General features: G+C 72.0%; 12 protein-coding genes. 4 read left to right on the top strand and 8 right to left on the bottom strand.

Going from position 1 to position 12,737, the window contains the following annotated elements:
* The first annotated feature begins 37 nt into the window (after positions 1-37).
* The 3 genes from G6O68_RS08465 (at position 38) to G6O68_RS08455 (ending at position 2,205) form a co-directional block, all read left to right on the top strand.
* Positions 38-610 (top strand): TetR/AcrR family transcriptional regulator, encoded by a 573-nt coding sequence (locus G6O68_RS08465; RefSeq protein ID WP_165246577.1) that lies wholly within the window; start codon positions 38-40, stop codon positions 608-610.
* Positions 611-671: 61 nt separating this feature from the next.
* A complete protein-coding gene (locus G6O68_RS08460) occupies positions 672-1,556 on the top strand; it encodes an alpha/beta fold hydrolase (RefSeq protein ID WP_165246575.1) in 885 nt (294 codons plus the stop codon).
* Positions 1,557-1,578: 22 nt separating this feature from the next.
* Positions 1,579-2,205: a pyridoxamine 5'-phosphate oxidase family protein gene (locus G6O68_RS08455; RefSeq protein WP_165246573.1), complete on the top strand. Its 627-nt coding sequence runs from the start codon at positions 1,579-1,581 to the stop codon at positions 2,203-2,205.
* A gap of 30 nt (positions 2,206-2,235) precedes the next feature.
* On the opposite strand, the gene G6O68_RS08450 is transcribed toward G6O68_RS08455, so the two are convergent.
* From G6O68_RS08450 to G6O68_RS08415, 8 genes are all read right to left on the bottom strand, one after another.
* A complete protein-coding gene (locus tag G6O68_RS08450; RefSeq protein ID WP_165246571.1) occupies positions 2,236-3,843 on the bottom strand; it encodes a DUF11 domain-containing protein in 1,608 nt (535 codons plus the stop codon).
* 440 nt (positions 3,844-4,283) lie between these two features.
* A complete protein-coding gene (locus G6O68_RS08445; RefSeq protein ID WP_165246569.1) occupies positions 4,284-5,783 on the bottom strand; it encodes an ABC transporter permease/substrate-binding protein in 1,500 nt (499 codons plus the stop codon).
* Entirely contained in the window at positions 5,780-6,517 is a 738-nt protein-coding gene (locus tag G6O68_RS08440) for an ATP-binding cassette domain-containing protein (RefSeq protein ID WP_165246567.1), read from the bottom strand. The genes G6O68_RS08445 and G6O68_RS08440 overlap by 4 nt, the downstream gene beginning before the upstream one ends.
* Positions 6,517-6,798, bottom strand: a complete 282-nt coding sequence (locus G6O68_RS08435) for a DUF427 domain-containing protein (protein WP_165246565.1) — start codon at positions 6,796-6,798, stop codon at positions 6,517-6,519. Before G6O68_RS08435 ends, G6O68_RS08440 begins: the two co-directional genes overlap by 1 nt.
* A gap of 28 nt (positions 6,799-6,826) precedes the next feature.
* The gene (egtD, locus tag G6O68_RS08430) at positions 6,827-7,771 is read right to left on the bottom strand and encodes an L-histidine N(alpha)-methyltransferase (protein WP_165246563.1); all 945 of its coding nucleotides are present in this window, start codon (positions 7,769-7,771) and stop codon (positions 6,827-6,829) included.
* Positions 7,768-9,033 carry an ergothioneine biosynthesis protein EgtB gene (egtB, locus tag G6O68_RS08425; RefSeq protein WP_165246561.1) on the bottom strand — a complete coding sequence of 422 codons (1,266 nt, stop codon included), beginning with the start codon at positions 9,031-9,033 and terminating at the stop codon, positions 7,768-7,770. The genes egtD and egtB overlap by 4 nt, the downstream gene beginning before the upstream one ends.
* Before the next feature lie 687 nt (positions 9,034-9,720).
* Positions 9,721-11,190 (bottom strand): hypothetical protein, encoded by a 1,470-nt coding sequence (locus tag G6O68_RS08420; RefSeq protein WP_165246560.1) that lies wholly within the window; start codon positions 11,188-11,190, stop codon positions 9,721-9,723.
* 3 nt (positions 11,191-11,193) lie between these two features.
* Positions 11,194-11,445, bottom strand: coding sequence for a hypothetical protein (locus G6O68_RS08415; RefSeq protein WP_165246559.1), 252 nt, complete (start codon positions 11,443-11,445; stop codon positions 11,194-11,196).
* A gap of 272 nt (positions 11,446-11,717) precedes the next feature.
* Between G6O68_RS08415 and G6O68_RS08410 the strand changes: the two genes are divergently transcribed.
* Complete coding sequence (locus tag G6O68_RS08410; RefSeq protein ID WP_165246558.1) at positions 11,718-12,683, top strand: hypothetical protein; 966 nt, start codon at positions 11,718-11,720, stop codon at positions 12,681-12,683.
* The last annotated feature ends 54 nt before the right edge of the window (positions 12,684-12,737 follow it).

Below are 12,737 nucleotides of genomic sequence, written 5' to 3'. Positions count from 1 at the left end.
CCTTGACAAGATACAGACAGGTCTGTATGATTCGGGCATGGAACGGACGAAGCCTCTCTCCAAGGCCCGGCAGCGTATCCTCGAGACGGCCGATCGGTTGTTCTACGAGGAAGGTTTTCGCGCCGTGGGGATCGACCGGATCATCGCCGAGGCGGGCGTCGCCAAGGCCACCCTGTACGCCCACTTCCCTTCCAAGGACGACCTGATCCTGGCCGTCCTGGAGCATCGGGAGCATTCCACGAACGAGTTCTTCCGCGCGGCGATGGGGCGGCATGCCTCCGAGGGGGCCTTGCGGGCCTTCTTCGCGGCCCTGAGGGAGTGGTTCGAGTCGCCGGGCTTCCGGGGGTGCGCCTTCCAGAACGCCACCGTCGAACTGGCCGACCCGTCGCATCCCGGGACCGCGTACTCTCGGGGCTTCAAGCGCCGGTTCGGCGAGTTCCTGCGGGGGATCATCGAGGAGTCGGTCGGCGGCAAGGCCGCGATCTTCGCCCCGGCCGTGTTCCTGCTGGTCGAGGGGGCCATCGTCACGGCCGCCATCCAGGGCGAACCGGACGCCGTCGACGTGGCCCGAGACGCCGCACTTCGGCTGGTCGACGAGGGGGGAGCGTAACCCTCCTCTTTTTTTTGCTAGCGATGAACAGACCTGTCTGTTCGCTGTAAGGAGCCTTCTCATGAGCGACGCGACGAAGACGCGGCACAGGACGGTGAAGGTCGACGGACTCGACGTCTTCTACCGCGAGGCCGGCCCCGAGGAGGCCCCGGCGATCCTGCTGCTGCACGGCTTCCCGACCAGCTCGCAGATGTTCCGGGGCCTCATCCCGGCGCTGGCGGGCGGGTATCGCGTCGTGGCGCCCGACTATCCCGGATACGGCCACAGCGCGACGCCCTCGCGGGACGAGTTCGCCTACACCTTCGACCACCTGGCGGACGTGATCGACGGGTTCACCGAGGCGGTCGGCCTGACGAAGTACGCCCTGTACGTGCAGGACTACGGCGCCCCGGTCGGCTATCGGCTGGCGTCGCGGCATCCGGAGCGCGTGACGGCGATCGTGGTCCAGAACGGCAACGCCTACGACGAGGGTCTCGACAACCCCTTCTGGGAGCCGATCCAGGCGTACTGGGCCGACCCGACGAGCGTCGAGAAGCGCGAGGCCCTGCGCGGCCTGCTGACCTACGAGGCCACGAAATGGCAGTACACGGTCGGCGTGCCCGACCCCGAGCGGGTCGCCCCCGACGGCCCGGCGCACGACCAGTACCTGCTCGACCGCCCGGGGAACGCCGAGATCCAGCTCGATATGTTCCTCAGCTACGGCAGCAACCCGCCGCTCTACCCGGGCTGGCAGGCCTACTTCCGCGAGCACCAGCCGCCGATGCTGATCGCCTGGGGGAAGAACGACCCGATCTTCCCGGCCGCCGGCGCCGAGCCCTACAAGCGCGACCTGAAAACCCTGGAATACCACCTCCTCGACGCGGGCCACTTCGCCCTGGAGTCGCACGGCGACGAGATCGCCGCCTTGATCCGCGACTTCCTCGGCCGGCGCGTGGCGCGGGCCTGACGACCTATCAAGGGATCGAACGATGAGAAGCCATCCCAGCGACGTCGCCTTCACCCCGGCGGTGAAGGCGGTCCAGCAGGCCAAGGGCTCCCGGCGAGGCTACGCCCGGATGGAAGAGGCCGGGGGCTGGGCGACGACGATCTCCGCCGACCTGGCGGGGTTCGTCGCCGACCTCGACATGTTCTACCTCGGCACGGCGAACGCCGAGGGCCAGCCCTACATCCAGTACCGAGGGGGCCCGCCCGGCTTCCTGAAGGTGCTGGACGAGCGGACCCTGGCCTTCGCCGACTTCGGCGGCAACCGCCAGTACATCACCCTCGGCAACCTGTCCGAGAATCCGAAGGCGTTCCTCTTCCTGATGGATTACGCCAACCGGCGGCGCGTCAAGGTCTGGGGCTCCGCCCGCGTCGTCGAGGGGGACGCCGAGCTGCTCGCCCGCCTGGCCGACCCGGATTATCCTGCGAAGGTGGAGCGGGCGATCGTCTTCAACGTCGAGGCCTGGGACGTCAACTGCCACCAGCACATCCACCCGCGTTTCTCCCATCGCGAGGTCCAGCCCGTGATCGAGAGGCTCCAGTCCCGCGTCCACGAGTTGGAGCGGGAACTGGAGGAGCTGCGGGCGGGCCGAGACGCGTCGAAACGATCCTGAACCACCGGCTCCTTCCCGAGCGGAGGTTCTTTACAGGTCGGGGAAGTCGAAGGGTTGGCCGGCGGTCCGACTCCGAGTCTCCGCGGCCCATTTCCCCCTCAGCTCCCTGAGGATGTCGCGGAGGGTCCTTTCGACCGAGGCCCGTATCACGCCGTCGGCGCGCCGGAATTGGGACCGGACGGCCCGGGCGAATGCGAGGTACGACCGTCGTTCCGCGCGCTGGAGGAGCATGAGTTGGCGGGCGGAGACGCGGACGGGGGCCGGGGCCTGGACGGCCGTGACGGCTTCCGCGGTGTTGTTGGCCGGGTCGGGGTCGGAGACGCCGCCGTCGATTCGGGCCACGACGACGAGGCTCCCGGCCGTCGTCGGCCTGAGGACGATCGTCACCCTCGCCGTGCCGCCGCCGTCGATCGCGCCGAGGTCGGCGGTGACCGTGCCGCCCGCCGCCACGACCGTCCCGAGGCTCGTCGTCGCCGAGATGAACGTCGCGCCGGCCGGGACGGCGAAGCTCAGGGCGACTCCGGGGGCGGAGCGGACGGCGCCGAGGTTGGTGACGGTGACGGTATAGGCCAGGTCCTGGCCGACGAAGGCGGCGCCCGGCGCGGCGACGGCGACCGCCAGGTCGGCCGCGGGGAGGGGCGCCTGGACCGTGGCGACCTGCGTCGCGGCGTCGTTCGACGGGGTGGGGTCGGGCGAGGACGAGGCGACGGAGGCCGTGACGGAGATCCGCGTGCCGACGGGCGTGCCGGGGGAGACGCGGACGACCAGCGTGAACGTCGCGGAGGCACCGCCGGCGAGGTTCGGGGTCGAGATGGAGACGGACCCGTGCGAGCCGACCGCCGGCGTGGTCGCCGTCCAGGCGGCCGGCGTCGTGAGCGAGACGAACGTGGTGTGGGCTGGCAGCGCGTCGGCGAGCGCGACCGCCCGCGCTTCGCCCGGCCCGCGGTTGGCGACGGTGATCTGATAGGTCAGCGTCTCTCCGGCGACGGCCTCGGCCGGCGCGCGGACCGTGGCCGCCAGGTCGGCGGCCGAGGCGTCGAGGGCGGGCTCCACCGCGACGGCGTCGAGCACGACCCCGGCATTCCCTTCCACCAGCGACTGGAACCGCAGCGCCGTGGTCGACGAGGTGGCGGTGAAGAAGGCCGAGAAGGGCGTATACCGCATGTCGGCCAGGGTCGACCCCGAGTGGGCGATCGTCTCGCTGACGTGGAGCGCCTCGGCCTCGCCGATGACCTGGACCAGCGCGGACGGGGCCGCGACGGCGCCCCCGGGATTGTCGGCGTACTGGAACGAGAGCCGGTAGCGTCCCCCCGGGATCGTGGCGAACTCCTGACGGAGCACGGCCGGGACGGTGCCGTTGAGGTCCAGGCTCTGCGTCCCCTCGGCCGCAGGCTGGTTGCCCACGACGTCGAGGTCGCCGGCGGCGATCGTCCAGCCGGTCAGCTGCGGGCTGCCGACGTCGAACGTGCGGAAGAAGCCCCCCGCGGGGACCCGGGGCTGCTCGAAGCCGCCGTTGAGGAGCAGGTTCGCCAGGAGCGTGCGGCCCTCCAGAGGCTCGACGCGGGGCGAGACGGCCGATCGGGAGGTCCGCCGGCGCGTACGCCCTCCGGGCCGTCCTATGGGGAGGAATCGCGGCATGGGTTCGGCCTTCGTTGTCGTGCGGTGCCCGTCCTTCGATCGACGGCGGGAGCGGCCCTGCCCGACGATGGGGGCCGCGCCCCATTGGAGCACAACGCGGGCGCAATTCGTTTGAAATTTATTCTGCAAATAAAGATTTGTCGAATCGGCGAGTGGGTTGATTCGCCTTTTCGCTGGTTTGCGCCGATCCGGCGGCCGAGATGCGAGCGGCCTTCTCCAATGCGGCGGGCCGGTCCGTCGCGCGGGCCCCGGGACGAGGAGAGCGGTGGCGGGATCGTCGTCGGGCCGGGTCGATCGAGACGGGAGAGGTGGTCGACCGGACGGACGCATCGGACGCAGGCGCAGGCCCGGCGGCTCCGCCTGGTAGGTCGCGAGCCGGCGGCGGCGATCGACGGCGTCTCGGGCGACGTGAAGGGGGACCAGGCCGACTCGACGCCCCGTCACCCCCGGCGCGAGACGGCGCGTTCGATCAGGCCGAAGAGGGCCTCGATGGCGACGGCGAGGAGGGCGGCGGGGATGGCGCCTTCGAGCATCAGGGGGACGTCGAACTTGTCGATGCCGCGGAGGATCGGCCGGCCGTAGCCGCCGGCGCCGATGAAGCCGCCGAGGGTGGCCGTCCCCACGTTGATGACGGCGGCCGTGCGCACGCCGGCGAGGATCGTCGGGGCTGCGAGCGGCAGCTCCACCCGGCGGAGGATCGCCAAGGGGGGGAGCCCCAGCGCCTCGGCCGACTCGCGGAGCGACCGGGGGACGCCCGTCAGGCCGGCGTGGGTGTTGCGGACGATGGGGAGCAGGCTGTACAGGGTCAGGGCGGCGACGGCCGGCGGCGCGCCGGTGCCCCGGCCGATCAGCCACATCATCACCGGGATCATGAACAGCAGGAGCGCCAGCGACGGGATCGTCTGGAGCAGCCCCACGGCCCCCAGCACGAACCGGCCGAGCGTCGGCCGACGCGCGGCGACGATCCCCAGGGGCACCGCGATCGCGATGGCCGCCAGGAGCGACGGGACGACCAGCAGCAGGTGCTCGCCCGTCGTGGCCAGGACCCGGCCGGCGAGCGTCCCCTCGGCCGACCCGACGGCGTCCACGCCCAGCTTCGACCGGAGGAACTCGACGGCGACCTGCGCCTCGTCGCGCTTCTCCCCCTGCACGGCGGCGTTCATCCGCTGCATCTCGGGCTCGGTGATCTTCCCCTCCAGGCGTCGGAGGCGGTCGACGACCTCGGGGTGACGCGCGCCGAGGTCGGCGCGATAGAGCCAGACCGCCTCGTACGAGGGGAAGAAGTGCAGGTCGTCGGGGAGCACCAGCAGGTCGTACTGGGCGATCTCGCCGTCGGTGGTGTAGACCTCGGTGACGTCGAGCGCCTTCTCCACCACGCCGCGATAGGCGAGCGTGTGGTTCATCCCCTGCACGTTCGTCTGCGGCAGGTTGTAGCGCGCCCTCACGCCGGGCCAGCCGTCGGGCCGATCGAGGAACTCGTGGATGAACCCGCAGCGCAGGTCGGGATGGTCGCGAAGGTCGGACGTCTTGGTGATGCCCAACTCGGCGGCGACGTCCTTGCGCATGCCGAGCGCGTAGTTGTTGCGGAAGCCCATCGGCCGGCCCAGGCGGACCCCCTTCTCGGCCAGGGCCGCGGCCAGGTCGGGCGGGTCGGCCTTGAGGATCTGCCGGGTGATGGTCCCGGTGTACTCGGGGTAGGCGTCGATGTCCCCCTGGGTCAGCGCCAGCCAGAGCGCGGGCGTGCCGCCGAGGTCGTCGCGGCGGGCCTCGGCCCCGGCGTCGCGCGCCAGGGCGACGCCCATCTCGGCGAGGATCACCGACTCGGTGAACTTCTTGGCTCCGATCACCACCGGCTTCTCGGTCCGGGAGCAGCCGGGGGCGGTGGCGAGGGCCAGGATCAGCAGCAGGCGGGTGGACGGGAAGACGCGGGGACGCCTCACGCGGGCACCTCCGGCCCGCGCTGGGCCTGGACGAAGCGGGTGACGAAGGGGTCGGCCGGGCGGTGCCAGAGGTCGCCGGGGCTCCCCTCCTGGACGATCCGGCCGTCGCGCAGCAGGACGACCCGGTCGGCGAAATAGGTCGCCTCGCCCAGGTCGTGCGTCACCAGCACGACGGTCTTGCGGAGGGCCCGGAAGATCTCGCGAAGCTCCGCCTGGAGGTCGGCGCGGACGAGCGGGTCGAGCGCGCCGAGCGGCTCGTCGAGCAGAAGCGCGTCCGGGTCCAGCATCAGGGCTCGCATCAGGCCCACGCGCTGGCGCTGGCCGCCGGAAAGCTCGCCGGGGCGGCGGTCCAGGCCGTCGGCCGGGAAGCGGGTCAGCGCGGCCAGCTCGTCCACGCGCGCGGCGATCGCCTCGCGGTCGCGGCCGAGGTGGCGGGCCATCAGGGTGACGTTCGCGCGGGCGGTCAGGTGCGGGAAGAGGCCGCCGTCCTGGATGACGTACCCCACCCGCAGACGGACCGACCGGGCCGTCTCGGGCGTGACCGGCGCGCCGTCGAAGGCGACGACCCCCTTGTGGGGGCCGGCCAGGCCGATGAGCAGCCGCAGGAGCGTGGACTTGCCGCACCCGCTGGGGCCGATCAGGACCGTCGTCCGGCCGGCGGGGAGGTCCAGCGTGATCGGCCCGAGCGCCGGCCGCCCCGCGTACACCTTCTGGACGTCGCGGAGCGTGAACATCAGGCCGACACCGTCACGCCCTTCCAGAAGGCGACGCGGCCGGAGATCTCCGAGGCGGCGGACTTCGGCTCCGGGTAGTACCAGGCGGCGTCCGGGTTCCGCTTCCCGTCCACCTCGATCGTGTAGTAGCTGGCGACCCCCTTCCACGGGCAGGTCGTGTGCGTGTCGCTCGGCTTGAAATACTCGCAGTTGATCGATTCGGCGGGGAAGTAGTGGTTCCCCTCGACCGTCACGGTCTTGTCCGATTCGGCCAGCACGGTGCCGTTCCACGTCGCCTTCATCGTCGTCGATCTCCGGGAGGGGCGTCGCTCAGGCCGCGGTGAAATAGAGGACCGCGAAGTAGTCTCGCGGGTCGGTCCAGGCCTCGTCCAGCCGGAGCCCGCACGCCTCGGCGCGGGCGGCCAGCTCGGGCACGTCGTACTTGTGGGAGTTCTCGGTGTGGATCGACTCGCCGGGGAGGAAGGCGAACGTGGAGGTCCCGACCCGGACCCGACGCGCCACGTCGGTCACCAGGTGCATCTCGACGCGGGACTTCTCCGGGTCGTAGAACGCGACGTGGCGGAACGACGGCGCGTCGAAGTCCCCCCCCAGCTCGCGGTCGATCCGCACCAGCAGGTTGCGGTTGAACGCGGCGGTCACGCCGGCCGCGTCGTCGTAGGCCCGCTCCAAAACCGCCGGGTCCTTGCGCAGGTCGACGCCCAGCAGCAGCCCGCCGCCGGGGCCGACCAGGCGGGCGATCCGCCGCAGCAGGGCGTCGGCCTCCTCGGGGTCGAAGTTGCCCAGGGTGGAGCCGGGGAAGTACACGACCTTCCGCGCGTCCGGGGCCTCGGGGACCTGGAACGGGCCGGTGAAGTCGGCGACGACCGGCTCGATGGCGAGCGCCGGGTAGTCCTCGGCCAGGACGGCGGCCGCCTCGCGGAGGTGCTCGCCCGAGACGTCCACCGGCGCGAAGCCGGCCGGGGCGTCGAGCCGGTCGAGCAGCAGCCGGACCTTGGTCAGCGCGCCGGCGCCCAGCTCGATCAGCAGGCAGTCCGGGCCGCAGCGGGCCGCCATGGCGTCGGCGTGCCGCCGCATGATCCCCAGCTCGGTGCGCGTGGGGTAGTACTCGGGCAGCTCGGTGATCCGCTCGAACAGCCGCGAGCCGGCCGCGTCGTAGAAGTACTTGGACGGCAGCCGCTTCCGCGGGAGCGCCAGGCCGGCGAGCACGTCGGCGCGGAAGCGGCGGTGGGCCGGCGCGAGCTTGACGTCGATCATTCGGAGAGGTCCTTGGCGAGTCGGAGGCCCGAGAACTGCCAGCGGGCGTCGGGCGGGAAGAAGTTGCGGTAGGTCGGCCGGACGTGCCCCGGCGGCGTGACGCACGACCCGCCCCGCAGCACCATCTGGTTGCACATGAACTTCCCGTTGTATTCCCCCAGCGCGCCGGCCGCGGGCCGATAGCCCCGGTACGCCGCGTACGGGCTGGCGGTCCACTCCCAGACGTCGCCGTAACACGAGCCGCCGGGGCTCGCCGGATGGAGCCGGCCCGAGTCCAGGAAGTTCCCCGCCACGGGGCGCGACCCGGCCGCGACCTCCCACTCCGCCTCGGTGGGCAGGCGGGCGCCGGCCCATCGGGCGTAAGCGTCGGCCTCGTAGTAGCTCAGGTGGCACGCCGGCTCGGCCGGGTCCAGGGGACGCATCCCCCGGAGCGTGAACAGGGCGAACCCCGGCCCGTCGCGGTGCCAGTGCATCGGCGCCGACCAGCCGCCGCCGCGCCGCGCGGCCCAGCCGTCGGACAGCCACAGCTCGGGCCGGTCGTAGCCGCCGTCCTCGAGGAACGCCAGGTATTCGCCGTTGTTCACCGGCCGCGAGGCCAACTCGAAGGCGCCTACATACTCGCGATGCCGCGGCCCCTCGTTGTCGAACGCGAAGCCGGGCCCGTCGTGGCCGATCCCCCGCACGCCCCCCTGGTGCGGCTCCCAGCTCAGGGGGGGGCTCGGGTCGGCCGAGGTCTCCTCGGCCGGCGGGGCGTAGGCGGGGCGCAGCGGATTCAGGCCGAACGCGTGCTTCAGGTCGGTCAGCAGCAGCTCCTGGTGCTGCTCCTCGTGGTTCAGGCCGATCTCCAGGAGCGGCGCGATGAGGTCGAGGGTCCGGTCGTCGGCCGACTCGATCAGCCCGAGCATCCCCTCGTCGACCACGCGGCGGTAGGCGTGGACCTCGGCGACCGTGGGCCGCGACAGCAGCCCCCGCGCGGGCCGCGGCCAGCGGTCGCCGATCGCGTCGTAGTACGAGTTGAACAGGAAGCCGTAGCGCGGATGATGCACCCGATACCCCGGCGCGTGCGCGACCAGGATGAACGTCTCGAAGAACCAGGCCGAGTGCGCCAGGTGCCACTTCGGCGGGCTGCAGTCGGGCATCGACTGGAGCTGGTAGTCCTCCGGCTCCAGCGTCGCGCACAGCCGCTCGCTGCGGCCGCGGACCTCGCGGTAGCGCGCCGCGAGCGAGGGCCGGGCGGGCGGGTCGGACGGCAGGTCGGACATCTCGTCTCCACGGGTGTCGGGCTCGGATGACGAGGGACCGGGATCGGCCTCGCGAGGATTTGTACGGGGCCAAGTCAAGGGGCGCTCCGCTCGGCTTGTCCAAACCTTGCATCTTTCGAGCCGAAAAGCCCGTCGGATCGAAGCGATTGTAGGGGCGATCCGTCCCCTCGGCAAGTTTCGGGAGGGCCGCGACCGCGACGGGTCCAGACGACTCGACGTCCTTCCCCCCTGGCGGGCGAAGGCGGCCCGCAGGGCCGGGTGAGGCGGACGACGAGCCGGAACACCGTCTGAAGCAACAGCCGAACCGGCCCTCGCAATCGTCCTTCCCCCCTGGTGGGGGAAGGACCGCGGAGCGGTCGATGAGGGGGAGACGAGCACGGAAAGCGGCGGTGAAACAAGCGGGCTGGAACACCACTGCTTCCGCGCGCGGGCCCCCTGGATGGTCCCCCTCATCCGCCCCTTCGGGGCACCTTCCCCCGCCAGGGGGGAAGGGAAGACCAGCACGAGCGTCGTCGGCGACCCTGGAGACCCCTCCGAAGCCGTCGGCCGTGCGTGTGGGGCGTCGAAATCCGCGGCGCCTCGCGAGCGTCTCCCCCTCATCGGCCGCTTCACGGCCCCTCCCCCGCCGGGAGGGGAAGGCGAGACATGCGAATCCCACCCCCCTACCCGCACGAAGAGGAGCCCCGGTCACGCACCGGCCGAAGCGGGCTCCTGGGGTGGGCTCCGGCGGGGCTTCACTCGCAGGAAGGCGGCCATGGCGAGGGCGGCGAGGCCGGCCCCGAACAGGGCCTTGGCCTGGATGTCGGACGCGATGTAGGCGTTCATGTCGGCCCGGTCGACCTGGGCGAAGCGCTCCTCCGATCCGCTGCGCGACGCGATCTTCTCGCTCGCGCGCGGGAAGTCGTCGAAGAAGGTCTCGTCGTCGATCGAGGCCCCGGCGGCGATCTTCGCCGCCTCGAACGCCTGGTAGTCCTTCTGGTAGCCCTCGCCGTAGGCCAGCTCGGCTTCGAACTGGGGGAGAAGGCTCGCGACTCGCGCCGGTTCGGAGGCCAGCGACTCCACGATCTGCGCCTGACGCTTCCGGCAATGCTCGCGCAGGAACTCCTGGATGGCCGGGTCGGCCGAGTAGCGATCGGCCAGGCGATAAGCGCGCTCGTAGGCCGTCCAGGCGATCGATCGCTGGCCCACGCGGAGCATCGTCTCCCCCAGCGCCAGGGCGAAGTGCGGGTTGGCCCCGCCTCCCTGCCGCCACATGCCGATGATCCCCAGCGTCGGCTCGTCGAACGCCACCGGGACGCGATGCGAGGGGACCGGGACCTCCTGCCAGCCCGCCTCGGCGCCGACCTTCGTGATGTGATCGCGGATCGAGGGGGAGCGTGGCGGGACCTCCCCCTTGCTGAAGGCCAGGTCGTAAGGGCGGCCGTAGCCCGTGTCGAGCTGGTTGGTCTCGCGGTCGAGGACTTCCCCGGTCGGGCGGTCGAGCCGATTCCCGAGGCAGTCGTAGGCCTTCAGGAGCGACGGGTCGTCCATGGCGGCGAGGAGGAACTCGGCGATCGCGGCCTGCCACTGCTCGCGGCCGAAGTGGGCCTCGGGGTTCACCTCCACGGACTTGCGGATGAAGCCGACGCCCTCGCGGAACCGCTCGCGAGCCGGGGCGTCGCCGGCGGCGGCCGCCTTGAAGGCGCCGTGGATCAGGAACGTGCCGAGGTTCGCGTACGACGTGTAGAGGTCGCGCCCTTGCAGACCCTTCGCCTCCTGGCGGGCGAGCTTGGCGCGCATCACCTCGACGGCCTCGTCCGACCTCCCCAGCCGGTCGAGCCCCACGCCCAGGTCGTCGGTCAGGTCGAATGCCGAGGGGTCGTCGGCCGGCAGCCCCGCCAGCTTCGCGCGGACGAGCCGGTCCCGCTCGCGATAATAAGCGGGGCCGTGCTTCGCGAAACGCTCGTGGATCACGTCGTGCGCCATGGCGAACCGGAAGGCCACGCCCCCCTCGTACTTCGGGGCGTGGTGCGGCGGGAGGACCATCCGGGCCAGGAACGGGTAGTTCGATTTATCCAGGGACCTCCTGGCGTTCGGGATCGCCCCGGCCAGCCATCCGACGCACCAGCCCGCCACCATCGCCAGCGCCGTCAGGGCGACGCGTCGTGTCGCGGCCATGATTCAGGCCCCCGTCCGATCGCGTCTCGCGGCCAGCGCGAACGCCCCCACCAGCAAGGCCGCCCCGCCCCCGAGCAGCACGTCGTGCCGCAGGGCCCGACGCCCTGGGCCCGGCCCGGCCCCGGCCCACTCGCCGTACTGCGAGCGAAATTCCCGCTCGTGCGTCTTCAGCTCGCTGTCGTTCAGGCAGGCCCCCGCCCGCCCCCCGACGCCGACCAGCACCAGGCCCGCAAGCAAGACCCGCAATCGCACCATGGCGAGGCTCCCGGATAGAGGCCGACTTTGCCACCGGCGTCATTGTCTCACATTTGTCCGAGGAATCAAGGGGCTGCGGCCTGGGCGGGCGTCGGAGCTCCTGGAGATCTCGATGCTCCCCCGACCTCGCCGAGATCCCCGAAAACGGCCCTTTTACCCAGATCGCGTCCGGGACGGCATGAGGTTCGCCTGATCTTCCCGAGGGCCGTCCGAGCGGGATTTCGACGTCGAGGCGAGCCGCGAGGCCTTCGGCCTGCTGGGAGCCGAGAATCATGACGCCCCACGATGAGACGACGGACGACCGCCCTGGCGATCCCGAGGGCGATCGGGCCGCAGAGGATTTCCTGATCAACGAGCCGACCGATCCGGCCCGGGTGGAGGAGCCGACGCGTGCGGCCCTCTGGCCCGATGGCCCTCGCCGGGTCGATGGGCCGCCGGTCGGCCCGACCGCCGAGCTCGGCCTCGCCACCCTGGCGGTCGCCGGCGCGCTCTCGCTGCTGATGGGCGGGGTCGGGGCCTGGGCCTACCTGACCTTCCTCGCGGATCGGCCGGCCCCCGCGGAGAAGGCCGCGAGCGTGACGGCCGAGCCGCCGGGGCCGGCCGCGGGCCCCCTGGCCGATCGCCTCGACGACCTCTCCGGGCGGGTCGACGGGGTGCGACGGGACCTGGACGCGAAGCTCGCGACGCCGATGCCCGACCTCGGCCCGATGCTGGAGCGGGTCGCCAAGCTGGAAGCCGCCTCGTCGGCCGTCGATTCGCTCTCCCGCAAGCTGGACGAGATCCCCGCCGGCGTGGAGGCGAACCGGGCCTCGATCGACGAGCTGCGGGGCCTCGTGGCCGAGCTTCAGAAGGCCCGCACGGCGCCGAAGGACGAGGAGGCGACGGCCCCCAGCGACGCCGAGGCCCTCCGCCCCGGGGCGGAGGAGGCTCAGGCCGACGCGGACATCGCCCCCGCCCTGGAGGACTTCCGCAAGCGCCACTACCGCGAGGCGTCCGAAGCCTTCCGGGCCCTGACGGAGTCCCGACCCGACGACGCCCGCGTCTGGTACCTCGCCGCGCTCTCCCGAGGCTTCTCCACCAGCGAATGGACCGGCGAGACCGAGCGCCTGGCGCGCCGGGGTTCGGAGCGGGAGAAGGCCGGCACCCCGGCCCGCCCGAAGATCGACGCGGCCCTGGAAGGGCTGACGAAGGAGACGGGCCAGGACTGGATCGCCTACTTCCGCGGGCTGGCCCGCTGAGAATCGCCCGCCCCCGCCCGCGTCGATCGCGGGCGAGGGCCGGGCTCGGGCCGT

The organism is Paludisphaera soli (assembly GCF_011064595.1).
GTDB lineage: Bacteria > Planctomycetota > Planctomycetia > Isosphaerales > Isosphaeraceae > Paludisphaera > Paludisphaera soli.
Note: the sequence above shows the minus strand (reverse complement) of the source record. Positions and strands in the feature narration are given on the sequence as shown.